At 68.5% G+C, this 23,664-nt stretch carries 20 protein-coding genes; 7 read left to right on the top strand and 13 right to left on the bottom strand.

Annotation, left to right across the window (positions count from 1 at the left end; genetic code table 11):
• Positions 1-31: 31 nt before the first annotated feature.
• Positions 32-883, bottom strand: coding sequence for a BON domain-containing protein (locus HWW87_RS17990; protein WP_175821515.1), 852 nt, complete (start codon positions 881-883; stop codon positions 32-34).
• A 186-nt stretch (positions 884-1,069) separates the two neighbouring features.
• The gene (locus tag HWW87_RS17995; RefSeq protein WP_175821420.1) at positions 1,070-1,441 is read right to left on the bottom strand and encodes a chemotaxis protein; all 372 of its coding nucleotides are present in this window, start codon (positions 1,439-1,441) and stop codon (positions 1,070-1,072) included.
• Positions 1,442-1,745: 304 nt separating this feature from the next.
• Here HWW87_RS17995 and HWW87_RS18000 point away from each other — a divergent pair, with 304 nt between their 5' ends.
• On the top strand, positions 1,746-3,338 hold the full coding sequence (locus HWW87_RS18000) for an ATP-binding protein (RefSeq protein WP_175821421.1): 1,593 nt from the start codon (positions 1,746-1,748) through the stop codon (positions 3,336-3,338).
• A 10-nt stretch (positions 3,339-3,348) separates the two neighbouring features.
• Here HWW87_RS18000 and HWW87_RS18005 read toward each other — a convergent pair whose 3' ends face one another.
• From HWW87_RS18005 to HWW87_RS18025, 5 genes are all read right to left on the bottom strand, one after another.
• Entirely contained in the window at positions 3,349-3,672 is a 324-nt protein-coding gene (locus HWW87_RS18005) for a four-helix bundle copper-binding protein (RefSeq protein WP_175821422.1), read from the bottom strand.
• A gap of 29 nt (positions 3,673-3,701) precedes the next feature.
• Positions 3,702-4,907: an alcohol dehydrogenase catalytic domain-containing protein gene (locus HWW87_RS18010; RefSeq protein ID WP_175821423.1), complete on the bottom strand. Its 1,206-nt coding sequence runs from the start codon at positions 4,905-4,907 to the stop codon at positions 3,702-3,704.
• A gap of 146 nt (positions 4,908-5,053) precedes the next feature.
• The gene (locus HWW87_RS18015; protein ID WP_244107291.1) at positions 5,054-5,509 is read right to left on the bottom strand and encodes a DUF1269 domain-containing protein; all 456 of its coding nucleotides are present in this window, start codon (positions 5,507-5,509) and stop codon (positions 5,054-5,056) included.
• A 64-nt stretch (positions 5,510-5,573) separates the two neighbouring features.
• Positions 5,574-6,776 carry an RNA-guided endonuclease TnpB family protein gene (locus tag HWW87_RS18020; RefSeq protein ID WP_175821424.1) on the bottom strand — a complete coding sequence of 401 codons (1,203 nt, stop codon included), beginning with the start codon at positions 6,774-6,776 and terminating at the stop codon, positions 5,574-5,576.
• Positions 6,777-6,917: 141 nt separating this feature from the next.
• A complete protein-coding gene (locus HWW87_RS18025) occupies positions 6,918-8,447 on the bottom strand; it encodes an FAD-dependent oxidoreductase (protein ID WP_175821425.1) in 1,530 nt (509 codons plus the stop codon).
• Positions 8,448-8,670: 223 nt separating this feature from the next.
• Between HWW87_RS18025 and HWW87_RS18030 the strand changes: the two genes are divergently transcribed.
• Positions 8,671-9,831: an NAD-dependent formate dehydrogenase gene (locus HWW87_RS18030; RefSeq protein WP_175821426.1), complete on the top strand. Its 1,161-nt coding sequence runs from the start codon at positions 8,671-8,673 to the stop codon at positions 9,829-9,831.
• Between the two features lie 27 nt (positions 9,832-9,858).
• Here HWW87_RS18030 and HWW87_RS18035 read toward each other — a convergent pair whose 3' ends face one another.
• The 5 genes from HWW87_RS18035 to HWW87_RS18055 form a co-directional block, all read right to left on the bottom strand.
• The gene (locus HWW87_RS18035) at positions 9,859-11,283 is read right to left on the bottom strand and encodes a PLP-dependent aminotransferase family protein (protein ID WP_175821427.1); all 1,425 of its coding nucleotides are present in this window, start codon (positions 11,281-11,283) and stop codon (positions 9,859-9,861) included.
• Positions 11,284-11,644: 361 nt separating this feature from the next.
• On the bottom strand, positions 11,645-11,893 hold the full coding sequence (locus HWW87_RS18040; protein WP_175821428.1) for a hypothetical protein: 249 nt from the start codon (positions 11,891-11,893) through the stop codon (positions 11,645-11,647).
• A 33-nt stretch (positions 11,894-11,926) separates the two neighbouring features.
• Positions 11,927-12,382, bottom strand: a complete 456-nt coding sequence (locus tag HWW87_RS18045; RefSeq protein ID WP_175821429.1) for a DUF1269 domain-containing protein — start codon at positions 12,380-12,382, stop codon at positions 11,927-11,929.
• 84 nt (positions 12,383-12,466) lie between these two features.
• Positions 12,467-12,919 carry a phosphate-starvation-inducible PsiE family protein gene (locus HWW87_RS18050; protein ID WP_175821430.1) on the bottom strand — a complete coding sequence of 151 codons (453 nt, stop codon included), beginning with the start codon at positions 12,917-12,919 and terminating at the stop codon, positions 12,467-12,469.
• A 10-nt stretch (positions 12,920-12,929) separates the two neighbouring features.
• A complete protein-coding gene (locus tag HWW87_RS18055; protein ID WP_175821517.1) occupies positions 12,930-13,307 on the bottom strand; it encodes a LysR family transcriptional regulator in 378 nt (125 codons plus the stop codon).
• A 414-nt stretch (positions 13,308-13,721) separates the two neighbouring features.
• Here HWW87_RS18055 and HWW87_RS18060 point away from each other — a divergent pair, with 414 nt between their 5' ends.
• The 5 genes from HWW87_RS18060 to HWW87_RS18080 all read left to right on the top strand — a co-directional run bounded on the left by HWW87_RS18060 (position 13,722) and on the right by HWW87_RS18080 (position 21,885).
• On the top strand, positions 13,722-14,801 hold the full coding sequence (locus HWW87_RS18060; RefSeq protein WP_175821518.1) for a Dyp-type peroxidase: 1,080 nt from the start codon (positions 13,722-13,724) through the stop codon (positions 14,799-14,801).
• Complete coding sequence (locus tag HWW87_RS18065) at positions 14,794-15,609, top strand: family 1 encapsulin nanocompartment shell protein (RefSeq protein ID WP_175821431.1); 816 nt, start codon at positions 14,794-14,796, stop codon at positions 15,607-15,609. Before HWW87_RS18060 ends, HWW87_RS18065 begins: the two co-directional genes overlap by 8 nt.
• Positions 15,610-15,716: 107 nt before the next feature.
• Positions 15,717-15,986 (top strand): hypothetical protein, encoded by a 270-nt coding sequence (locus HWW87_RS18070; RefSeq protein ID WP_175821432.1) that lies wholly within the window; start codon positions 15,717-15,719, stop codon positions 15,984-15,986.
• A gap of 634 nt (positions 15,987-16,620) precedes the next feature.
• Positions 16,621-19,482 (top strand): AAA family ATPase, encoded by a 2,862-nt coding sequence (locus HWW87_RS18075; RefSeq protein ID WP_175821433.1) that lies wholly within the window; start codon positions 16,621-16,623, stop codon positions 19,480-19,482.
• Positions 19,483-19,605: 123 nt separating this feature from the next.
• On the top strand, positions 19,606-21,885 hold the full coding sequence (locus HWW87_RS18080; protein ID WP_175821434.1) for an FdhF/YdeP family oxidoreductase: 2,280 nt from the start codon (positions 19,606-19,608) through the stop codon (positions 21,883-21,885).
• A 134-nt stretch (positions 21,886-22,019) separates the two neighbouring features.
• Here HWW87_RS18080 and HWW87_RS18085 read toward each other — a convergent pair whose 3' ends face one another.
• Positions 22,020-23,441, bottom strand: coding sequence for a cytosine permease (locus HWW87_RS18085; RefSeq protein WP_175821435.1), 1,422 nt, complete (start codon positions 23,439-23,441; stop codon positions 22,020-22,022).
• Positions 23,442-23,664 lie beyond the last annotated feature (223 nt).

The following is a 23,664-nucleotide window of genomic DNA, read 5'->3' on the forward strand; positions in this document are numbered from 1 at the left end:
GGTCGGGGTCGCGCCGTGTCACGCACGGCCGTCAGTGGCGCGGTTCACGCTCGCGGCCGGGCACGACGGTGCCGGGCTCGGGGTCGCGCGCGGCAGGCTGGGTCGGCGTGATGGTCCGCTGGTCCGGATGCAGCACCATGCCCGTATCGTGTTCGCCATCGCGGCGCACGCGCACGCGATTCTCGACGTCGCGCACGCCCATGCAGCCGTCGGCCAGATCCTCGATGTCGTGCCTCATCCAGCGCGCCGGCACCGTGCCCTCCAGCTCGACGCGACCCTCGTTCACCTGCACGCTGACGTCGCTCACGTCGATCTCGAGCGCATGCGCGAGCCGCTCGCACACGTCCTCGCGAATCCGCTCGTCCGAGCGCGTATAGCCTTTCGGCCCGCGGCGCTGGCGCAGCGCGTCGCGTTCGGCTTCGCTGCCGAAGCGCGACAGGTCGGGGGCGCGGCCACCGTAGCGCGGGTCGTCGATGCCGCGCTCGCCGCCGTACCCGCCCATCCGGTGCTGGCCGCGGAATTCCGGCCGCTCGCCGCCGTACCGGCCTTCGCGGCCCTCCGCGCGGCGGCCCGGCCCGCCGTAGCCGCGCTCGGGGTCCCGTGCCGGCTGGCGCACGCCGCCCGGCCAGTCCGGGTCGGCGCCGCCGCGCCGCTGGTCGACCGGGCGCGCGGCGCGCTCGGTCCATTCGCTGCCCCAGTCTTCGGGGCCTACGTCCTCGCTCGCGAAACGGCGGTAAGCCGATTCATCGTCTTCTTCCGGCCACCGCGCCGGGTCGTCCGGGATGCCGCGCTCGCCGGCGCCCCGGTACGCGCGTTCGTTGCGCGCCTGCCAGTCGGGCGGGCCGCCACGCTCGCCATGCCGTCCGGGATATCGTCGTTGCATCATGTCTCTCCTTGATCGCGCCTGCGCCGCGCACGGCCCCATGCCGTATCGCGGCGCGCGTCGGTCGGGTGAATGCAAATCGCGTGCCGGCGCCGTTGCCGTGCCGCGACCGTTGTGCGCCGCAGCGCCGGGAAGCCGCCAGGCGCCCCAATCTGCAACGCGATTGCAGTTTTTGCGTGCCGGGCGTCACGGCGCGCCGCCGGGGTCGTCCGGGTCGTCCCCGTCGTCCGGTCCATCCGTGCGACCGGGTTCGCTCAGCCGCTCGGTGCGGTCCGGCTGGATGTCGGCGCCTTCCTCGAGCGTCGAGTCGCCGTCCGCCGACGCGCGCTCGCCGGTGCCCGCGCGGTCGGTATCGCTGTCGAGCGATGCGTCGCCGCGTTCGAGCGCGTGTTCGTCCAGCGGCGAATCGATGTCGAACGGATAGCGCCGCGCGCCCGCCGTGTCGCTGCCGCTGTCGGACGAGTCGCTCGGGCCGAGCGCACGGCCGTCGCGGCCGCGGCTGGCGTTGTCGTCGTCCGGGCCGGCCGGTTCGTTGTCGGGGTTCAGCGTGCTGTTCATGGGGATCTCCTTGCCTGCCTCGCCGCCGCGCGATCGGCCGGACGGCCGTGGCACGGCAGGCGGGCTGCAAGGTCGTGCAATCGGCATGCCGCGCCGGCCGCCGTCGGGCGCGCCGGCACGAATCCGGTTCGCCGGCGCGGCGGACGGCACGGCCGATGCGTACCCGATGCGTACCCATTGATCAGCCGAATCGAGTTCCTTTATTCTTTCGGACGTGCCAATCCGGTTCGTGTAGCCGCCCCCCGGCGTGTCCGGCGGCGGCCGGGCGGTATTCGGCCGCCCGCCTTTTCGACCTGCCGCTCCGATGACGAACGACGACGCCGATTTTCACCCGCCGCCTCCGCCGCCCGGCTCGCCCGACGCGCGGGACCTGCTGCACCGCTTCGCCGAATTCCGGTTCCAGACCGTGGTGGAGTCGATCACCGACTACGCGGTGTTCATGCTCGACCCGCCCGGCAACGTCGCGACCTGGAACGCCGGCGCGCAGCGCATCAAGGGCTACCGCGCCCCCGAGATCGTCGGGCGCCATTTCTCGCTGTTCTATCCGTCCGACGCGATCGCGGCCGGCCGGCCGGCGCACGGGCTCGCGCTGGCCGCCGCGCATGGCCACTTCCAGGACGAAGGCTGGCGCGTGCGCAAGGACGGCACGCAGTTCTGGGCGAGCGTGACGATCACGCCGGTGCACGACGCGACGCACCAGCTGTGCGGCTTCATCAAGATCACGCGCGACATGACCGAGCGCAAGCGGCTCGAGGAGCTCGAAGCGTCGACGCACCGGCTCAGCGTGTTCATCGCGATGCTCGCGCACGAGCTGCGCAATCATCTCGCGCCGCTGCGCAATTCGGTCGGCGTGCTGCAGAGCCTGCCCGATCCGGCGCCCGCGCTCGCGCAATGCCGCGACGCCGTGCACCGCCAGGTCGGGCAATTGACACGGCTCGTCGACGATCTGCTCGACGTCGGGCGCATCACTGCCGGCAAGGTCGAACTCGACGATCGCCCCATCACCGTGCGCGACATCGTGTGCCGCGGCGTCGGGAGCATCCAGCCGAAACTGGCCGCGCGCGGACAATGGATCCGCGTCGACCTGCCGGCCGATTCCGTGGTGCTGCACGGCGACGACGCACGGCTCGTCCAGGTGCTGCACAACCTGCTCGACAACGCGTCGAAATTCTCGCCGCACGGCGGCCGGATCGACGTCGGCGCGCGTATCGACGGATCGTTGGTGGCGATCCACGTCGTCGATCATGGCGTGGGCATCGCGCCCGGCTCCCTCGAAACGATCTTCGACCTGTTCCAGCAGGAAGGGGCGTCGGGCCGCTCACCGTCCGGCGGGTTCGGGCTCGGTCTCGCGATCTGCCGGTCCTTCGTCGAACTGCACGGCGGGCGGATCGTCGCGCAAAGCGACGGGCCCGGCCACGGCGCGACGTTCACGATCTGGCTGCCGATCGTGCAAACGACGCGCGATGAGCGCGCCGCCCCGCACGCGCCGGCCGCGCCCGCGCAGCCGGCCGCCGTGCCGCTGCGCATCGTCGTCGTCGACGACAACCGCGACTCGGCCGACACGCTCGCGGTGCTGCTGCAACTGAAAGGCCATGCGCCGCGGGTCGCGTACAGCGCGGCCGACGCACTGGCCCTCGCGCGCGACTATGCGCCGCAACTGATGCTGCTCGACCTGACGATGCCGGATGTCGACGGCTTCACGCTGCTGCAGGAACTGCGCGCGATCGATGCGCTGCGCGACACGACCTGCGTCGCGCTGTCCGGCCACGCACGCGCGTCGGATCTCGCGCGCAGCGAACGCGCGGGCTTCGACGACCATCTCGTGAAGCCCGTCGAGATGGCCGTGCTCGACGCGCTGCTGCAACGCGTCGCGCGCGACGTTCAGGACGCGCCGTAAGCGCCCGCGCTCAGGCCATCGCGCGGCATATCGCCGCGCAGGCCTCGCACGCGAGCGCGCAGCGGCGGCAGTGTTCGTGCGCGTGCCGCGAACACTCGGCCGCACACAGGTCGCACGCGTGCGCGCACAGCCCGCAAATGCGCGGGGCAAACGCGCTGCGGCGCGCCATCGCGCCCGACGCGAAGCGGCACAGCTGCGCGCATTCGATGTCGAGCGCGATGCAGCCGGCCAGCGCGTGCACGTCGCGTTCCGCGAGGCAGGCCGCCGCGCAGGTGTCGCACGCGTGCGCGCAGGCGTCGCACGCGGCCATGCAGTTGTCGTATCGATCGGTCATTGCAGTGCTCCCGGTTTCTGTTCGTGTCGTCACGGCGCCAGCTTCACCTTCATCCAGCCCGGCTCGCGCACGTCGAACGCGCGATATGCATCGATCGCGTTCGTCAGCGGCTCGCTGCGCGTGAGCACCGACAGCGGATCGAACGCGCCGCTGCGCACCAGTTCGACGAGCGGCGGCGTCACCGTCCGGTGATTGCAGTTGCCCATCTTGATCGTCAGGTTGCGGTTCATCGCCTCGCCGACCGGAAACACGCGCGCCGCTTGCGGATACACGCCGACCACCGCGACCGTGCCGGCCTTCGCGACCGCGCGCACCGCCCATTGCAGCACCTGCGACGGCCCGTCGCCCGGCACCCAGTTGCGGCCGTTCGGCTTGCGGTGCGGGGCAATGGCGTCGACTTCCGCATCGAACGCGCGCGCGGCCTCGCGATCGGCCGCGGCCGGCCCGTGCGTCGCGCGCATCGCGTCGACGCCCACCGCGTCGATCACGCGATCGACGCCGATCCCGCCCGTGAGCCGCAGCACCGTCCCGACCGGATCGTCCTCGGAAAAATCGACGATCTCGGCGCCCTGCGCGCACGCCATTTCGAGCCGCGACGCGATGCGGTCGATCGCGATCACGCGTCCGGCGCCCATCAGCTTCGCGCTCGCGATCGCGAACTGCCCGACCGGCCCGGCGCCGAACACGGCGACCGTATCGCCCGGCTTCACTTCCGCGAGCTGCGCGCCGAAATAGCCGGTCGGAAAAATGTCGGACATCAGGATCGCGCGATCGTCGTCGATCGCATCCGGTAGCCGGATCAGGCTCGCATGCGCAAGCGGCGTGCGCGCATATTCGGCCTGCAGCCCGTCGAACGGGCCGGTCTCGGCCGGCCCGCCGAAGAATGCGGTGCCTGCGCGCGGCCCGCCCGGATTCGCGACGTCGCATTGCGCGGTGTAGCCGGCGCGGCAGTAGGCGCAGCTGCCGCACGCGATCGTCGACGGAATCAGCACGCGATCGCCGCGCCGCAGGTTGCGCACGTCGCGCCCGACCGCCTCGACGATGCCGACGCGTTCGTGGCCGAGGATCGTGCCCGGCTTCATGCCGCCGAGCGTGCCGCGCACCATGTGCAGATCGGTGCCGCAGATCGCGCTGGCGGTCAGGCGCACGACCGCGTCGGTCGTCGCGGAGATGTCCGGATCGGGCACCGTGTCGATGCGAATGTCGCCGATGTCGTGAAATACGACTGCTTTCATGTCTGGCCCTCCTTGTCGAAAGCGGCAACGGTGAATGTCACCGTCGAGCCGATCGAGCAAGGCATGCGCCTGCGCAGCGCGCTGCGGCGCGCCGCGATGCACGGACAAGAGAGCCTCGGTTCCCGGAGAGGGTTCGTGCCGGCGCGTCAGTCCGTCGGCGGGCCGCTGTCGCCGCTACCGTCACGCGCGTTCGAGATCGCTTCGACGAGCTTCAGTTCGTCGTCGATCGACAGCGTCGTATCGGTCACGTCGCCGCCCAGCGGCCCGAGCGCCGCGCTCAGCGCGTAGATGTCGACCTGCGTCGCGGCCAGCCCGAGCGACACCGTGCCGGGGCGCGCCTTGCGGGCAACGCGGTCGATCAGCGCATCGTCCACCGGCCGCTCGCGCCAGGCGTCGAGCGACGATTCGATGTGCGCGACCACGCTGTCGAGCAGCGATCCGGACGATACGCGGCCCGGATCGACTGCATGCGTGCGCAACTGTCCGTCGGTCGAGCACTCGACGATCACGACACCCGCGAGCGCGACGACGTGCCGGTCGCGCAACGTGCCGAGTTCGGCCAGCGCGCGACGCGCCGAGTCGAGATCGGGATAGGACAACACGTTGACATCCTCCCCTGCGTGAATGCAGGGGATTCCTACCGCTCCTAAAACGATGATGCTTGCTTCAGATCGCCTCGGCGGGTTCCTGCTTCACGGAGCGACCCGACTGCGCCGGCTCTCCACAGGCTGCAACGCGGTGTCCCCGCGCCAAAACATTGATCGCGCCGACCACGTCGGCGTTTTCCTCGAAACCGCATTCGATACAGGCGAACCGCGCCTGCGTAAGCCGGTTCTCCGCGCTCACGCAAGCGCACGCCGGACACGTCCGGCTCGTGTTCGCAGGCGGCACCGCAATAAGCCAGCCGCCGTTCCATGCCAGCTTGTAGTCCAGTTGGCGACGGAACTCGAACCAGCCCTGATCGAGGATGGACTTGTTCAGGCCTGACTTGGCCCGTACATTCTTGCCAGGATTCTCGGTGTTGCCCGCTGCCGATTTGGACATGTTCCGCACCTGCAAATCCTCGATACACACCATCGCGTGGTTGTTGCTGATCGTGGTCGTGGCTTTATGCAGGTAATCGCGGCGGGCGTTACCGATGCGGGAATGGATGCGCTGGATGCGGGCTTTCGCCTTCTTCCAGTTGCTGCTGAATTTCACCTTGCGGCTCATCGCCCGTTGCGCACGGCGCAACCGAGCTTCGTGCCGCTTGAAACTGTTGAGCGGCGCGAGGAACGTGCCGTCGCTCATCGTTGCGAAGCGAGCTATGCCGACATCGATGCCAACCGCGCTGGTGGCTTGCGGCACCGGCCGATCTACCTCGCGTTGTGTCTGGATCGAGACGAACCACTTTCCGGCACTCCGGGATACCGTGGCATTGCGCAACTCACCCAAGACGCGCCGGCTATTGCGATAGCGCAGCCAGCCGAGTTTGGGCAGAAAGATTCGGCTGTTACCCTGATCCAGCTTGATCTGCTTCGGGTCGGGGTAGCGGAAGCGGTCGCTCTTGCCCTTCTTCTTGAAGCGCGGGAATGCCGCGCGCTTGCCGAAAAAATGCTTGTAGGCCCGCTCCAGGTCCTTGAGCGCGTGCTGCAACGGGTGAACGGGCGAATCTTTGAGCCACGCAGTCTCCGACCCATTTCGCCACGCAGTGAGGTGCTTTGCCATCGCCACGTAGCTGATGAACTTGCCGCCCGCGGCGTAATTGTCCCTCTGCAACGCCAGCGCCTTGTTGTAGACGAACCGACACGATCCGGCGAAGCGGCGCATATCGCGCTGCTGCTCGCCGGTTGGCATCAGTTCGAACTTGAAGGCCTGGAGTCTTTGCATGGAAGTAATCGTATCAGCATTGACGCGTTGTCAAGGATGCCTTTGGCGTCCGCGCTTTCCTTCCTCGCCCTGAAGGACGAGGTTTGACTCGCTTCTCGATCAACTGGTTCATCAGCGACTCCAGGTGTCGTCAATCCGCCGTCACGCGGCCGCGATCTGCCGCTCGAGCGCCGCTTCGGCCTTCAGGCTGTCGAGATCGCGGCCGATCGTCACGACCGCGAGCCGCGTGTTGCCGCGCCAGTACGCGATCGAGCCATCGTGCGCGCCGAGGTCGCCGTCGATCTCGACGCGATCCCATTGTTCCGCATGGCCGACATAGCGGATCGTCAGGTCGTAATGCTGACTCCAGAAAAACGGCACCGCGTCGAACGGCCGCTGCTGGCCGAGCATGTTGCGCGCCGCGACGCTGCCCTGCCGCTCGGCGACGACCCAGTGCTCGACGCGAATCCGCTCGCCCGTCAGCGGATCGGGCCAGCGTGCGATATCGCCCGCCGCATAGATGCCGGGCGCACTCGTCTGCAGGAAGCGGTCGACCGTCACGCCGCGCTCGACGGCGAGCCCCGCGTCCTGCGCGAGCCCGACGTTCGGATGCACGCCGATGCCGACCACCACGACGTCGGCCGGCAGCACGTCGCCGCTCGACAGCGTCACGCTGTCCGGTCCGATCTGCGCAGGCGTCGCGCCGAGATGGAACACGACGCCGTGCGCTTCGTGCAGCGCCTTGATCGTGTCGCCGAGCGCATCGCCGAGCACGCGGCCCATCGGATGCGTGTCGGGCGCGACGACGTGCACGTCGAGCCCGCGCGTGCGCAATGCGGCGGCCGCTTCGAGCCCGATGAAGCTCGCGCCGACCACCACGCAGCGGCGCGCCGTTTTCAGCTTGCCGATCAGCGCATCGCAATCGGCGCGCGAACGCAGCAAACAGACGTGCGGCAGATCGGCGCCGGGCACGTTCAGCCGGTTCGGCTCGGCGCCGGTGGCGAGCAGCAGCGCGCCGTATTCGATACGGCTGCCGTCGGCCAGCTCGACCGCCCGCTGCGCCGGATCGATGCGCGCGACCCGCGTGTTGCAGCGCACGTCGATCCGCTGCTCGGCATAGAACGACGGCGCGCGCAGCGGCAGCCAGTCGGCCTCCGCCGTGCCCGCGAGGTAATCCTTCGACAGATTCGGCCGGTCGTACGGCGGATCGGCATCGGCGCTCAGCAGCGTGATCGCATGCGGATAGCCTTCCTGCCGCAGCGTCACCGCCGCCGCGATCGCAGCGGCGCCGCCGCCGACGATCACGACCGACGCGGGCAGCCCGGCCGCCTTCAGCGCCGGCGGCACGGCGGCCGGCCGTGCATCGAGTACGACCGCGCGGCCGTCGCGCCGCTCGACGCGCCAGCATGGCAGCCCGTCGAGCGCCGGCGCGCGCTCCCTCTCGCCGGTGCGCAGGCAGAACGCCGCGTGATGCCACGGGCAGCGAATCGTGTCGCCGACCAGCAGGCCCTCGGCCAGCGGGCCGCCGTAGTGCGGGCATTGCGCGCCCACCGCGAATAGTTCGTCGGCGCGGCGCACGAGCAGCACCGACGCGTCGCCGACATGGCCCTCGATCATCGCGCCGTCGGCGAGATCGTCGAGCGCGATCCCTTGCGTGAGATCGGGTGAGGACGCAGCATCGCTTCCAGTCATGACGTGGCTCCCGGAAAGTCAGGTAACGATCCCATTATCGACATCCGTCCTGAAAAGAACAGGTACAGACGCCCCGCAGCGCACGCAAACAGCGACTGTAGCTTGTACGCGATCCGTGACCGGCGTAGAACGTGAGCAACGTTGCGGCGCAACACGCCGGCCGCTCTGCGAGGGGGCCGCGCAAGCCGCGTGCCGCCTTCCCCTGTCAAAGGAGCGCTACCCGATGGCCACCGTGCTGTGCGTGCTCTACCCCGATCCCGTCGACGGCTATCCGCCGCGCTACGTGCGCGACGCGATTCCCGTCATCACGCACTACGCGGACGGTCAAACCGCGCCGACGCCGGCCGGCCCGCCCGGCTTCCGGCCCGGCGAGCTCGTCGGCTCGGTGTCCGGCGCGCTCGGCTTGCGCGACTATATGGAAGCGCACGGCCACACGCTGATCGTCACGAGCGACAAGGACGGCCCCGACTCCGAGTTCGAGCGCCGGCTGCCCGAAGCGGACGTGGTGATTTCACAGCCGTTCTGGCCCGCGTACCTGACGGCCGAACGGATCGCCCGCGCACCGAAGCTGAAGCTCGCGCTGACGGCCGGCATCGGCTCCGATCACGTCGACCTGGACGCCGCCGCGCGTGCGCACATCACCGTCGCCGAAGTCACCGGCTCGAACAGCATCAGCGTCGCCGAGCACGTGGTGATGACGACGCTCGCGCTGGTGCGCAACTACCTGCCGTCGCATGCGATCGCGCAGCAGGGCGGCTGGAACATCGCCGACTGCGTGTCGCGCAGCTACGACGTCGAAGGGATGCACTTCGGCACGGTCGGCGCGGGGCGCATCGGTCTCGCCGTGCTGCGCCGGCTGCAACCGTTCGGCCTGCATCTGCACTACACGCAGCGCCACCGGCTCGATGCGTCGATCGAGCAGGCGCTCGCGCTCACGTATCACGCCGATGCCGCGTCGCTCGCGAGCGCCGTCGATATCGTCAACCTGCAGATTCCGCTGTACCCGTCGACCGAGCACCTGTTCGACGCGGCAATGATCGCGCGGATGAAGCGTGGCGCGTACCTGATCAACACCGCACGCGCGAAGCTGGTCGATCGCGACGCGGTCGTGGACGCCGTCACGTCCGGCCATCTCGCCGGCTATGGCGGCGACGTGTGGTTTCCGCAGCCGGCGCCGGCCGATCACCCGTGGCGCACGATGCCGTTCAACGGGATGACGCCGCACATCTCCGGCACGTCGCTGTCCGCGCAGGCGCGCTATGCGGCCGGCACGCTGGAGATCCTGCAATGCTGGTTCGACGGCAAGCCGATCCGCAACGAATACCTGATCGTCGACGGCGGCACGCTCGCGGGTACCGGCGCGCAGTCGTACCGGCTGACATGACGGCGCGCGCCACGCGCGGCCGCGCGCTCAGGCGGCGCAGGCTGCGGCGAGCTTGCCGACGGCGACGACCGCGCGCTCGATTTCCGGCGACCACGGGCTGCTGTAGTTCAGGCGGATGAAATTCCGGTAGCTGTCCGCGATCGAGAACATGTAGCCGGGGCCGATCGTGATCCCCTGCTCCAGCGCGAGCTGGTACAGCCGCATCGCATCGACCTGCACCGGCAGTTCGATCCACAGCACGTAGCCGCCCGCCGGGCTCGAAATACGCGTGCCTTCCGGAAAGAACCGCGACACCATCGCGCGCATCAGGTTCGCCTGCTGCGCATACGCCTTGCGAATCCGGCGCAGGTGATGCTCGTAGCCGTCGCGCTCGAGAAACTCCGCGATCGCCAGTTGCGGCAACGACGGCGTCGCGAGCGTATTCAGGAACTTCAGCTTCTCGACCTGTTCGCGATAGCGGCCCGGCAGCGCCCAGCCGATCCGGTACGCGGCCGTCAGGCTCTTCGAGAACGACGAGCAATGCAGCACGATGCCATGGCGGTCGAACGACTTCAGCATGCTCGGATGCGCGTTGCCGAAATACAGTTCGTTGTACACGCCGTTCTCGATGATCGGCAGGTCGGCTTTCGTTGCGAACGCCACCAGTTCGCGCTTGCGCTCGTCCGGCATCTGGAAGCCCAGCGGATTCTGGAAGTTCGGCATCACCATGCACGCGGCGATCGGCTGCGATTTCGCGATCGCGGCCAGCGCGGCGATGTCGATCCCGTATTCCGGATGCGTCGCGACCTCAATCGCCTTCATCCCCATCCGCTCGATCGCGTGCAACATCGCGTAGAACGTCGGCGATTCCACCGCGATCGTGTCGCCCGGTTTAGCCACCGCCTGCAGGCACAGGTTGATCGCCTCCGTCGCGCCGACCGTCACGATGATCTCGTTCGGGTCCACCGACATCCCGTTTTCCAGGTAGCGGCGCGCGATCTGCCGGATCAGCCGCGGATGGCCGGGCGGCAGCCCGTCGGTCACGCCCCACAGCGACTTGTCGCGGCCTGCCGCATACGCATAGCGGTTCAGCTTCTCGAACGGGAACAGGCTCGGATCCGGATACGGCGAGCCGAGCGGCACTGCGTCGTCCGTGCCGATCGAGCGCAATGTCGACAGCACGAGCCGGCTCACGTCGACCGACGACGAGATCGCGATCGGCTTCGACGGCCGCAGCTCGCGCACCGGTGCGTGGCCGTCGTCGCGCCGCAGGTTCACGAAATAGCCCGACTGCGGCCGGCTTTCGAGCAGCCCGCGGCTTTCCAGCAGCAGATACGCGTGCAGCACGGTCGTGATGCTGATCCGGTGCTGCTGGCTCGCCTGCCGCACCGACGGCACACGATCGCCGTGTCGATATACCCCTTGCCGAATGAGTCGCTCTACGTCGTTTGCAAATTTCTCGTAGAGCTTCATCCGCCTCGCCCCGCCAGCGATGAACCGGCCTGCGCCGCATGGGCGGCACGGCCGCGCCGACGCACGAAGCCGGATAGCCGTCGCCGGGTGCGGGTGTCCCGCTGCGAACCTCGTCCGTTACCGAAATTGAAGGCGGATAGCAATGCGAATCTCATCAAGACAAGGTTCGGCATCCTACTGCGTCATTTCGGCGAATGTAAGTGACAGTTTGGCGGGGAAACGTCAAATCCGGCCGGCGTGGTGAACAGATGCGAACGCGGCCGCGCGGCAGCCGTTCGCCGCGCGCACGTCATGAAGGACCGCTGAGGGCAGGAAAGTCGGCGGCGAAGCAAAGCCCGGCCATGCGCGGGCTCGCTCGCACTCAAGCGTCGTCGACGTTGTCCGCGTAGTGGTCGATCGCGACCTTGCACTCGTCGAACACCACCGTCAGCAGCGCGACGTCGTTCGACTCGATCCACTTGCGGATCTGCAGGAACTGGCCGGTGCCGAGATCGGCGATGCGGTCCGGATCGTCGGTCGTCACGTCGACGACCGCGATCGCGCGGTTGCCGGGCAACGGCGACAGCGTCGCCGCGATGTCGAAGCGGCGGTACGATTGATCGATGCGCATGCAATGCTCCCGAATCGGTTCGAAAGGGTGCGCTCAGTCGAGCGCGTGGCGAAAGACCTTGCCGCCGAATCCCGTCACGACGTTGTCGACCGAGAACGGCGTGTCCTCCTTCGCTTCGAGAATGACCGCGACGCTGCCGGGCACGAGCCGCGCCGCGACCGTCTCGACGAACGTGCCGTCGAGCAGCGCGTTGCCGGCCGCTTGCGCGAGGATGCCGGCGCCCGCGCCGGCCGCCATGCCGGTCACCACGCCGAGCGGCCCGGCGAGCAGGCCGAGCAATCCGCCCGCGATCGCGCCGATCACCCCGCCCTTGAACGGCCGCGATTCGGCGTCGAGCACCGCGAGCTTGCCGTTCGCGTCCTTCTCGACGACGACGCCATTCTCGATGTGGAATCCTTCGTTCTTCTCCGACAGCGCGTCGAAATCGTTCGCGGCCTGGCGGACCGTGTCGACGCTGCCGAACACCGCGACGATCAATTGCCTGGTCATGCGACACCTCGTGGGTTGGGTTGAGGGTGGGGCCGCCGCACCTCGCACGGCGCGCCGGGGTTCGCTTCGCATGCCGCCCGCGCGTTACTTGCGGGCATGCACGTCGTCCTCGACATCGTCGACATCCGCCGGAAAGCGATGCTGGCCGAAGCTCAGGATCAGCACGCCGACCGCGAGCAGCACGATCCCGAAGGTCGTCATCAGCATCCGCTCGGGGCTGTCGGTCGCGCCGCGCAGGATCAGGTCGCGCGCGAGCGACGTCATCGCGATGAACAGCGGAAACCGCACCGGCAACCGGCCGAGCCGCAGATAGCGCAGGTTCATCGCGAGCACTTCCAGATACAGGAACATCAGCAGCAGGTCGGTCAGCGACACTTCGCCCGCGAGCACGACCTTCCACGCTTCCTGCGTCATCGCGAACGCGGTCGCCAGCCCGATCACGACCAGGCCGGCCAGCTCGGCCGCGTGAAGGAAATGGCCGAAGCGGCGACGGATGCGCTCGGCGGTCGTATCGGCGGATGCAGTGGACGTATTCAAGGCGTTGTATTCAAGGCGCTAACCGGTGCTGTATCGTAGGTGCCGCGATCGATGCTGCGTCGCTGCGGCGGGTAGTCCCGGGCGACGGAAAGCCTGCGACGGGCGGACAGCAAACCGTTGCGCACGCACCGGCTCCGCTCGCGCCGGTCGCCTGCGCGACCGCGGACAGCGTCCGCCGGCAACACGCGTAAAACGCGACGCCGGCATCGGTGCACACGACGTCGTCGCCCGACAGGTCCAGCAACAACCGGCAGCCGAGATAGCGTTCGAGGCCATCGAGCCGCGCGCCGACCTGAGCGACGTCGAGCTTCAGATCGGACGCCGCGCCGGACAGCCCGCCATGCTCGACGATTGCACCGAAAATACGCATCGCTTCCAAAAGGTTCATCATGATGGCCGTCGTCGGGCAGAGCGGAACCTAATCTACTGCACGCGACACGCACGCTCAAGAGCACAGCGCCGCGCGCGCCAGGAGTACAGCTGCGCCGGCGCCGCACAAAACCCGGCCCTGTTTGACCCATTCGAATGACAGATCGTCGATACGTGTTCCAAAGACCTGCCGAAGCTGCTAGATTGCATGCTCGACGACGTTACGCGGTGCGGGCAGCGCACGCGCCGGGCGAACGCGCGGCGCCACGGTCTGCCTCCCCTTCGCGCCGGGAGCCGGCCGCCGCCGCTGCGGCCCGTTGCGCGATGCCCGCGCAACGTCCTTCATCCGCATGTCACACAGAGAACAGTCGCATGACACAGTTCAACCGTTCGCCTTCGCGCGCCGCGGCTGCCGCGGCCCGTCCGTCCCGACCTGATTGACCGGCAGCCCGCGATGCAGACTACCCCTCCCCCGCTCTCCCAGGCCGTTCACAGCACGATCACGCGCAGCGCGATCTTTCTCGTGGCGACGATCAATCCCGGCGCCGATCACGCCGACACGATCCGTTCGTGGTGCGGCGACATCGCCGCGCTCGTGCGCTCGGTCGGCAAGCGCGTGCCGGGCGGCAACCTCACGTGCGTGTGCGGCTTCGGCTCCGATGCATGGGATGCGCTGTTCGGCGAGCCGCGCCCCGCGTCGCTGCATCCGTTCCGCGAATTCGGCGCCGGCCAGCGCGTCGCGGTCGCGACGCCCGGCGACATCCTGCTGCACATCCGCGCCGAAGCGATGGACCTGTGCTTCGAGCTCGCGACGCAACTGCTCGGCGCGCTCGGCGACGCGGTCACGGTCGTCGACGAGGTGCACGGCTTCCGCAATTTCGACCAGCGCGCGATGATCGGCTTCGTCGACGGCACCGAGAACCCGGAAGGCCGCGATGCGGTCGATTTCACGGTGATCGGCGATGAAGACGCCGAATTCGCGGGCGGCAGCTACGTGCTCGTGCAGAAGTACCTGCACGACATGGCCGGCTGGAACGCGCTCGCAGTCGAGACGCAGGAGCGCATCATCGGCCGCACCAAGCTGGCCGACATCGAGCTCGCGCCGGACGTGAAGCCGTCGTGCTCGCACAGCTCGCTGACCACGCTCGACGAGGGCGGCCAGGAAGTGAAGATCCTGCGCGACAACATGCCGTTCGGGCGCCCGGGCGCCGGCGAATTCGGCACCTATTTCATCGGCTATGCGCGCTCGCCGGCGCCGATCGAGCAGATGCTCGAGAACATGTTCGTCGGCCGCCCGCCCGGCAACTACGACCGCCTGCTCGACTACAGCCGCGCGGTCACCGGCTCGCTGTTCTTCGTGCCGTCGGCCGACCTGCTCGAAGCGCTCGCCGACCGCCCGGCGCCGGCCGCCGGCGCCGCTCAACCGGAATCCACGCCGTCCGCGCCTTCCGCACCGCAGCGCGACGGCTCGCTGAACATCGGCTCGCTGAAAGGAATCCCGACCTATGAATAATCTGTACCGCGAACTCGCGCCGATCTCGTCGGCCGCCTGGGAACAACTCGAGGAGGAAGTGGCACGCACCTTCAAGCGCTCGGTGGCCGGCCGCCGCGTCGTCGACGTCGACGGCCCCGAGGGCCCCGAGCTGTCGGCCGTCGGCACCGGGCACCTGCTCGACGTCGACGCGCCGCGCGAGTTCGTGAACGCGCGGCTGCGCGAAGTGCGCACGATCGTCGAGCTGACGGTGCCGTTCGAGCTGAGCCGCGACGCGATCGACAGCGTCGAGCGCGGCGCGCGCGACGCCGACTGGCAGCCGGCGAAGGAAGCCGCGCAGCGGCTCGCGTTCGCCGAAGACAACGCGATTTTCGACGGCTACCACGCGGCCGGCATCATCGGCATCCGCGAAGGCACGTCGAACCGCCGGCTCACGCTGCCGGCGGACGTCGGCGCGTACCCGGACGCGATCAGCGACGCGCTGGAAGCGCTGCGCCTCGCCGGCGTCGACGGCCCGTACTCGGTCGTGCTCGGGTCGGACGCCTATACCGCGCTCAGCGAAGCGCGCGACCAGGGCTATCCGGTCCTCGGCCATATCAAACGCATCGTCAGCGGCGAGATCATCTGGGCGCCGGCGATCAGCGGCGGCTGCGTGCTGTCCACGCGCGGCGGCGATTACGAGCTGCACCTCGGGGAAGACGTGTCGATCGGCTACACGAGCCACACCGACAAGGGCGTCCGCCTGTACCTGCGCGAAACGTTCACGTTCCTGATGCTGACGAGCGAGGCATCGGTGGCCGTGGCGCCGCAGAGCACCGCGGCCGTCTGAGCGCGGTTGCCGGCGCGTGCTGGCCGCCCGGGCGTCGCTCGCGACGGCCGCGCCGCCGGCCGCAGGTTCGTCGCCGATCCAGCCCATCTTGCATGGAGGAGGATGTCATGAGCGAATCGAATGATGCATTGCAGGCGCTGCAGGCGTCCGTCGCTGCGCTGAAGCAGACGGTCGATGCAAACGCGAGCAGCCAGGCCGGCGACACCGCCGTGCTGTTTACCGTCGTGTCGCTGATGCTGGCCGAGCTGCCGCCCGACACGCGCAACCTGATCGAGGATTCGTTCTCCGTCTGGGCCAATGGTCTGCCGAATGCGGCGCTCTCGGCCGACGTGAAGCAAATCGCACGGCAACGGCTCGCGATGACACTGTCGGACTGATCGCGGTTCACCACGGTTGCGCGATGTCCGGCGCGTCCCGTGCAACCCGCCCTCGCCTTCGCCGGCCCCTCGGCGCGCATCGGCTGCGGTGCGTGCGTGGCCGGACGTCACCGGTTCGTGCCCGCCGTGCCCGCGCCGCGCGCGGCGTCCCGTTTCGCCCCCCGTTTGCCCGCTGCCGGCGCCCTGCGCGCCGATGTCGCACCGCGCGCCGTTCGCCCGTCGCCCTTCACCGCACCCTTTTCCGCCCCCTTCCACCGCAAGCCGCACGCGCCGCGCACGCCCGCGCCGCCGTGCGCGCGCCCGTCTGTACTCCTCGCCACCGAATCGCGCGCCCATGTGAGGGTGCAATTCACGGCCGGTCCGGCACGGAACTGTGTCTTGGATGGCCCGCGCCGATTCGCTATTTTGAACGCAGTCGAAGCGATGCCGTGGGCTCCTCTCAGCACGCACGCTTCCCGCCCCGACCGCGACCGTGCGTCACGCCGGCGTGCGCTGCGCGACCGCACGGGTGCGGCACGCGCGCCGCCGCGGTGCGTGCCGTGCGCATCGTGCGGTCGCGATCGGGACGCGCGCGCGCCGCACCGCATCGGGCGTCACCCTTCGACCCACCTTCACCGACAGGAGCCAGACCACCATGCCCGCACTTTGCGATATCTGTCACGCCCGGCCGGCCGTCGCGCGCGCCACCGTGATGCAGGACGGCGAGCGCAAGACGATCTCGATCTGCGATTACCACTTCCGACAACTGATGCGGCATCAGAGCATGCTGAATCCGTTCGATTCGCTGCTGGGCGGTGGCGGACCGTCGTCGCTGTTCGGCGGGCTCGGCGACGAATCGCCGCTCGCCGCCGAGATTCCGCGCGAATCGGTCGACCCGACCGACGCGTTCAGCGAACAGACGCTCGAACTGCTGCAGCGCGCAGCCGAGAAGGCGCACGAGCTGCACCGCAGCGAACTCGATTCCGAGCACCTGCTGTACGCGCTCGCGGACACCGACGTCTGCGCCGCGCTGCTGAAGGAACTGAAGCTGTCGCCGGAGGACATCAAGTCGTACATCGACGCGCACGCGCACACCGGCACGGCCGACCCCGATGCGCCGCTCGACAAGCTGTCGATCTCGCCGCGCGTGAAGAAGGCCGTGCAGTACGCGTTCCAGGCGTCGCGCGATCTCGGCCACTCGTACATCGGCCCCGAGCACCTGCTGATCGGGCTTGCATCGGTGCCGGACAGCGTCGCCGGCACGCTGCTGAAGAAATACGGCGTGACGCCCGAGGCGCTGCGCCAGAAGGTCGTGAAGGTGGTCGGCAAGGGCGCCGAGGACGGCCGCGTCGATGCGCCGACCGGCACGCCGAACCTCGACAAGTTCGGCCGCGACCTCACCGCGATCGCGCGCCAGGGCAAGCTCGATCCGGTGCTCGGCCGCGCGCAGGAAATCGAAAGCACGATCGAGGTGCTCGCGCGCCGCAAGAAGAACAACCCGGTGCTGATCGGCGAGCCGGGCGTCGGCAAGACGGCGATCGTCGAAGGACTCGCGCAGCGGATCGTCAACGGCGACGTGCCCGAAGTGCTGCGCAACAAGCGGCTCGTCGAAGTCAACATCAACTCGATGGTGGCCGGCGCGAAATATCGCGGCGAATTCGAGGAACGCGCGAAGCAGCTGATCGACGAAGTGACCGCGAAGCAGGACGAGCTGATCCTGTTCATCGACGAGCTGCACACGATCGTCGGCGCGGGCCAGGGCGGCGGCGAAGGCGGCCTCGACATCGCGAACGTGCTGAAGCCCGCGCTCGCGCGCGGCGAGCTGAGCCTGATCGGCGCGACGACGCTCAACGAGTACCAGAAGTACATCGAGAAGGACGCCGCGCTCGAACGCCGCTTCCAGCCCGTGTTCGTGCCGGAGCCGAGCGTCGAGCAGACGATCGTGATCCTGCGCGGGCTGCGCGACAGCCTCGAGGCGCACCACCAGGTGACGTTCGCCGACGACGCATTCGTCGCGGCCGCCGAGTTCGCCGACCGCTACATCACGTCGCGCTTCCTGCCCGACAAGGCGATCGATCTGATCGACCAGGCCGCCGCACGCGTGCGGATCGGCGCGACGTCGCGCCCGATCGACATTCAGGAAGGCGAAGCGCAGATCGCGCAACTGAAGCGCGAGCAGGACTATGCGACCTCGCGCAAGCGCTTCGACGAAGCGAAGCAGTTCGAGGAGCAGATCAACGCGAAGCAGAAGGCCGTCGACGAGATGATGGAGGCGTGGCAGCGCAAGACCGGTTCGGAGACGCTCGAAGTGACCGTCGAATCGGTGGCCGAGGTGGTGTCGCGGCTGACCGGCATCCCCGTGTCCGAACTCACGCAGGAAGAACGCCAGAAGCTGCTGAAGATGGAAGAGCAGTTGCGCGAGCGCGTGGTCGGCCAGAGCGATGCGGTGGTCGCCGTCAGCGATGCCGTGCGGCTGTCGCGCGCGGGGCTCGGCCAGACGCACCGGCCGATCGCGACGTTCCTGTTCCTCGGGCCGACGGGCGTCGGCAAGACCGAGCTCGCGAAGGCGCTGGCCGAAACCGTGTTCGGCGACGAGCAGGCGATCATCCGCATCGACATGTCCGAATACATGGAGCGCCACGCGGTCGCGCGGCTGATCGGCGCGCCGCCCGGCTACGTCGGCTACGACGAAGGTGGCCAGCTCACCGAGCGCGTGCGGCGCCGCCCGTACAGCGTGATCCTGCTCGACGAGATCGAGAAGGCGCATCCGGACGTCTACAACGTACTGCTGCAGGTGTTCGACGACGGCCGCCTGACCGACGGCAAGGGCCGCGTGGTCGATTTCAGCAACACGATCATCATCGCGACCAGCAACCTCGGCGCGGCGATCATCATGGACAACCTCACGCAGCCGGAAGCCGCGCGCAAGACCGACAAGGCGATCCGCGAGGAGCTGATGCAGGTGCTGAAGGGGCATTTCCGGCCCGAGTTCCTGAACCGGATCGACGAGGTGATCGTGTTCCACGCGCTGTCGAAGGACGACATCCGCGCGATCGTGCAGATCCAGCTCGACCGCGTGGTGCGCACGGCCGCCGCGCAGGACATCACGCTCGTGATGGGCGACTCGCTCGTCGCGCACCTGACCGAAGCCGGCTACCAGCCGGAATTCGGCGCGCGCGAGCTGAAGCGCCAGATCCGCCAAAGCATCGAGACCAAGCTCGCGAAGGAGATCCTCGCCGACCGGCTGAAGTCGGGCGACAAGTGCGAGGTCGACTACGACAAGGACAGCGACGAAGTGACGTTCAACACGCTCGCCGCGCCGGAAGCGAAGGAAGCGAAAGACACGAAGGACGCGAAGGACGCGAAGCAGGACGCCGACGGTAAGCCTAAATCGAACGGCAAGGCCGCCAAGGCAGCCGGCGACACGAAACCGGACGACGCGCCCGCCGACGCCCCGCCGCCTGCCGCGAAGCCGTCGGGCAAGAAGTCGTCCGGCGCGAAGAAGGACGCCCACTAGAAAAACGCATGCCCCGCAACATGGGGCACGCATGACCGGCTCCGTCCGCCGGACGGAGCCGCCCCACGCCGCGACACGGCGCAACCGAGCCACCCGCACCGGGCCCGGCTATTGGAGATTCACATGACAAATCGACGCGAAGTGCCAGGCATCAGGAAATACGATGGGCCCGCCGGCGGTTGGGGCGCGCTTCGCGCGACAGCCGATGCGGTGCGTACGCAGATGGAAACCATCGAGGCGCCGATCGTGCTGATGCGGACCAACCAGCCCGACGGCTTCGACTGCCCCGGCTGCGCGTGGCCCGACAAGGAACACAAGTCGACGTTCCAGTTCTGCGAGAACGGCGCGAAGGCCGTCACGTGGGAAGCGACGACCAAGCGCGTGACGCCCGAGTTCTTCGCGGCGAACACCGTGTCGTCGCTGCTGCGCATGTCGGACTACGAACTGGAGGACATGGGCCGGCTCACCCATCCGCTCGTCTACGACCGCGCGACCGACACGTTCCGCGCGATCGAATGGGACGACGCATTCGCGCGCATCGGCGAAGTGCTGCGCGCGCTGCCGCCCGAGCAGGTCGAGTTCTACACGTCGGGCCGTGCGTCGAACGAAGCCGCGTACCTGTACCAGCTGTTCGCGCGCGAGCTCGGCACCAACAACTTCCCCGACTGCTCGAACATGTGCCATGAGCCAACCAGCGTCGGCCTGCCGCAGTCGATCGGCATCGGCAAGGGCACCGTGTCGCTGGAGGATTTCGACCACTGCGAGCTGATCATCTCGATCGGCCACAACCCCGGCACGAACCATCCGCGGATGATGGGCACGCTGCACGAGTGCGCGCGCCGCAACGTGCCGATCATCGTGTTCAACCCGCTGCGCGAGCGCGCGCTCGAACGCTTCGCCGATCCGCAGGACATGATCGAGATGGCGTCGTTCGGCTCGACGCGCATCGCGTCGACGTACTACCAGGTCGACGCCGGCGGCGACGCGGCCGCGCTGAAGGGCATCATGAAGGCGCTGCTGAAGCTCGAGGCCGAGCAAGGCAACGTGCTCGACCGCGACTTCATCACGCAGCACACCAACGGCTTCGATGCATTCTCGGCCGACCTCGAAGCCACGTCGTGGGACGACATCGAACGCGCGAGCGGCCTCAGCCAGGAACAGCTGGAACAGGTCGCGCTCGCGTACGCGAAGTCGAACGCGACGATCATCACGTACGGGATGGGCGTCACGCAGCACAACAAGGGCACGGCCACCGTGCGCCTGATCGCCGACCTGCTGCTGATGCGCGGCAACATCGGCAAGCCCGGCGCCGGCGTGTGCCCGCTGCGCGGCCATTCGAACGTGCAGGGCAACCGCACGGTCGGCATCACCGAGAAGCCGTCGGCCGAATTCCTGAAGAAGATCGAGGACGTGTGCGGCTTCACGCCGCCCGCGCAGCACGGGCACGACGCGGTGCAGGCCATGCAGGCGATGATCGACGGCACCGCGAAGGCGCTGCTGTGCCTCGGCGGCAACTTCGCGGTCGCGCTGCCCGATCCCGAGCTGTCGTTCCCCGCGATGGCGAAGCTCGACCTGAGCGTGCATCTCGGCACGAAGCTGAACCGGTCGCACCTGCTGGTCGGCAAGGAAACCTTCATCCTGCCGGTGCTCGGCCGCACCGAGCTCGACATGCAGGCCACCGGCCGGCAGTCGATCACCGTCGAGGATTCGATGTCGATGGTCCATGCGTCGGCCGGCAAGCTCAAGCCCGCGTCGGACCAGTTGCGCTCGGAGCCCGCGATCGTCGCCGGCATCGCGCACGCGACGCTGCCGAACAGCAAGGTCGCGTGGCTCGACCTGATCGCCGACTACGACCGCATCCGCGACCTGATCGACAAGACGGTATCCGGCTTCGAGGCGTTCAACGAGCGGATCCGCACGCCGGGCGGCTTCCGCCTGCCGCTGCCGCCCACCGAGCGCGTGTGGCCGACGCCGACCGGCAAGGCGATGTTCTCGGTCTACAAGGGCGTGAAGGAGGACGCGGACGTGCTCGGCGCCGAACAGGTGCTGCGGCTGATCACGCTGCGCAGCCACGACCAGTACAATACGACGATCTACGGCCTCGACGATCGCTATCGCGGCGTGTTCGGCCGGCGTGACGTACTGTTCATGAACACGGCCGATCTCGAGAAGTACGGGCTCGAACACGGCGACCTCGTCGACATCGAGACGGTCACCGCGTCGGGCCGTACGCTGCGCCTCGAGAAGATCACCGCGATCGAGTACGACATCGCGCCGGGCTCGGTCGGCGCGTACTACCCGGAAGCGAACGTGCTCGTGCCGCTCGACTACATCGACAAGGAAAGCGGCACGCCGTCGTACAAGTCGGTGCCGGTGCGCGTCGCGCGCTCGGCGGTCGTCTGATCCGCAGGCGGGCAGGGTCGCGGCACAGGCCGCACCCTTCAGCCCGCCTGCTGCCCTGCGCTTCCCGCTCGCGGCCGCCGCATCGCAACCGATGCGGCGGCCGTTTCATTTGATCGCGCCGAACGACGCGGCACTTACCGCGCCGCCGTCGGCGGCATCGTCGCGCCCGTCTGCCGGCGCCGATACGCGCTGTCGCGCGTCGCGAGCCAGTAGTACAGCGGCGACGTCAGCAGCAGGCCCACGAGCCAAGACAGGTCCGCGCCGCCCAGATGCGCGGGAATCGGGCCTGCGTACATCGGCGTGTTCATGAACGGAATCTGCACGGCGATGCCGATCGCATACGCGAGCAGCGCCTGCGGATTGAAGCGGCCGTAGATCCCGCCGTCCGCCATGAAGATCGACTGAATGTCGTACTTGCCCTTGTGGATCACGTAGAAGTCGATCAGGTTGATCGCCGTCCACGGCACCAGCACGACCAGCAGCGCGAGCACCAGATCGACCAGGTTGCCGACGAAGTTCGTCGACGCGCCGATCGCCGCGTAGCAGCATGCGACGAAGATAACCACCGACACCACCGCGCGCGCCTTCGCGGTCGGAATCCACCGGTATGCGAACGTCTGCACCGACGTGATCACCGCGAGCACCGCGCCGTACAGGTTCAGCGCGTTGTGGCTGATCACGCTCAGCAGGAACAGCACGAGCATCAGCGGGCCGAGCGGGCCGGCCGCCTGCTTGACCGCGTCCATCGTGTCCGCGCCGGCCGGCACCGCGAGCACCGCGACCGCGCCGAAGATAAACGCGAGCGTCGAGCCGAGCGTGCAGCCGAGATAGGTTGCCCAGAACGTCGACGCGACGCCGACGTTTTCCGGCAGATAGCGCGAATAATCCGACACGTACGGCGCGAACGCGATCTGCCACAGCGCCGACAGCGACACCGTCGCGAGCCAGCCTGCGAAGTCGAAGCCGCCGCGCGTCAGGAAATCGGCGGTGCTCACGTGCGACAGGATCATCCAGAAGCCGACGGCGATGCCGATGCCGAGCACCCACGTGCCGATGCGGTTCAGGATGTGGATGAACCGGTAGCCGACGATCCCGATCAGCCCGGAGCCCACCGCGCCGATCACGATGCCGACGGGCACCGGCACCGACGACGCGATGCCGTGTACCGACTTGCCCGCGAGCACGATGTTCGATGCGAAGAAGCCGACGTACATTACGGCCGCGATCACCGTGACGAGCAGCGCGCCCCACGAGCCGAACTGCGCACGGCTCTGGATCATCTGCGGGATGCCCATCTGCGGCCCCTGCGCCGAGTGCAGCGCCATCAGCACGCCGCCGACCGCCTGGCCGACGACGATCGCGACGATGCCCCACATCAGGTTCAGGTGGAACATCTGCACGCCGAGCGCGCCGGTCACGATCGGCAGCGGCGCGATGTTGCCGCCGAACCAGAGCGTGAACAGGTCGCGCACCTTGCCGTGGCGTTCCGCGGGCGGCACATAGCCGATCGTGTGCTTCTCTATCATCGGGGACGCATTGCGTTCCGCGTTCGTCATGGTGATGTCTCCAGTCCTGCGCGGCGATGCGCGCGTGCCGTTTCGCGCCGGCGCGCGTCGGGGTGCGCGCCGGCAATCGGTCCGGATACGCGAGCGACACCGCGCTGCGTGCACGCGCGGCGGCGCCGAACGAAGCGGCACGTGCGCTGCGAGCGGGGACGGATGACATGCCCCGCCGGCGCGCACGCAGCCTCGTCGCGATCCAGGTTGGAGACGATGGTGC

Source organism: Burkholderia sp. BCC0419, from assembly GCF_902830285.1.
Taxonomy (GTDB): domain Bacteria; phylum Pseudomonadota; class Gammaproteobacteria; order Burkholderiales; family Burkholderiaceae; genus Burkholderia.

Bases quoted from the DNA above. Each gene is read 5' to 3' on its own strand.
- HWW87_RS17990 (WP_175821515.1), bottom strand. From the start codon at position 883: ATGCAACGACGATATCCCGGACGGCATGGCGAGCGTGGCGGCCCGCCC.
- HWW87_RS17995 (WP_175821420.1), bottom strand. From the start codon at position 1,441: ATGAACAGCACGCTGAACCCCGACAACGAACCGGCCGGCCCGGACGAC.
- HWW87_RS18000 (WP_175821421.1), top strand. From the start codon at position 1,746: ATGACGAACGACGACGCCGATTTTCACCCGCCGCCTCCGCCGCCCGGC.
- HWW87_RS18005 (WP_175821422.1), bottom strand. From the start codon at position 3,672: ATGACCGATCGATACGACAACTGCATGGCCGCGTGCGACGCCTGCGCG.
- HWW87_RS18010 (WP_175821423.1), bottom strand. From the start codon at position 4,907: ATGAAAGCAGTCGTATTTCACGACATCGGCGACATTCGCATCGACACG.
- HWW87_RS18020 (WP_175821424.1), bottom strand. From the start codon at position 6,776: ATGCAAAGACTCCAGGCCTTCAAGTTCGAACTGATGCCAACCGGCGAG.
- HWW87_RS18025 (WP_175821425.1), bottom strand. From the start codon at position 8,447: ATGACTGGAAGCGATGCTGCGTCCTCACCCGATCTCACGCAAGGGATC.
- HWW87_RS18030 (WP_175821426.1), top strand. From the start codon at position 8,671: ATGGCCACCGTGCTGTGCGTGCTCTACCCCGATCCCGTCGACGGCTAT.
- HWW87_RS18035 (WP_175821427.1), bottom strand. From the start codon at position 11,283: ATGAAGCTCTACGAGAAATTTGCAAACGACGTAGAGCGACTCATTCGG.
- HWW87_RS18040 (WP_175821428.1), bottom strand. From the start codon at position 11,893: ATGCGCATCGATCAATCGTACCGCCGCTTCGACATCGCGGCGACGCTG.
- HWW87_RS18045 (WP_175821429.1), bottom strand. From the start codon at position 12,382: ATGACCAGGCAATTGATCGTCGCGGTGTTCGGCAGCGTCGACACGGTC.
- HWW87_RS18055 (WP_175821517.1), bottom strand. From the start codon at position 13,307: ATGAACCTTTTGGAAGCGATGCGTATTTTCGGTGCAATCGTCGAGCAT.
- HWW87_RS18065 (WP_175821431.1), top strand. From the start codon at position 14,794: ATGAATAATCTGTACCGCGAACTCGCGCCGATCTCGTCGGCCGCCTGG.
- HWW87_RS18070 (WP_175821432.1), top strand. From the start codon at position 15,717: ATGAGCGAATCGAATGATGCATTGCAGGCGCTGCAGGCGTCCGTCGCT.
- HWW87_RS18075 (WP_175821433.1), top strand. From the start codon at position 16,621: ATGCCCGCACTTTGCGATATCTGTCACGCCCGGCCGGCCGTCGCGCGC.
- HWW87_RS18080 (WP_175821434.1), top strand. From the start codon at position 19,606: ATGACAAATCGACGCGAAGTGCCAGGCATCAGGAAATACGATGGGCCC.
- HWW87_RS18085 (WP_175821435.1), bottom strand. From the start codon at position 23,441: ATGACGAACGCGGAACGCAATGCGTCCCCGATGATAGAGAAGCACACG.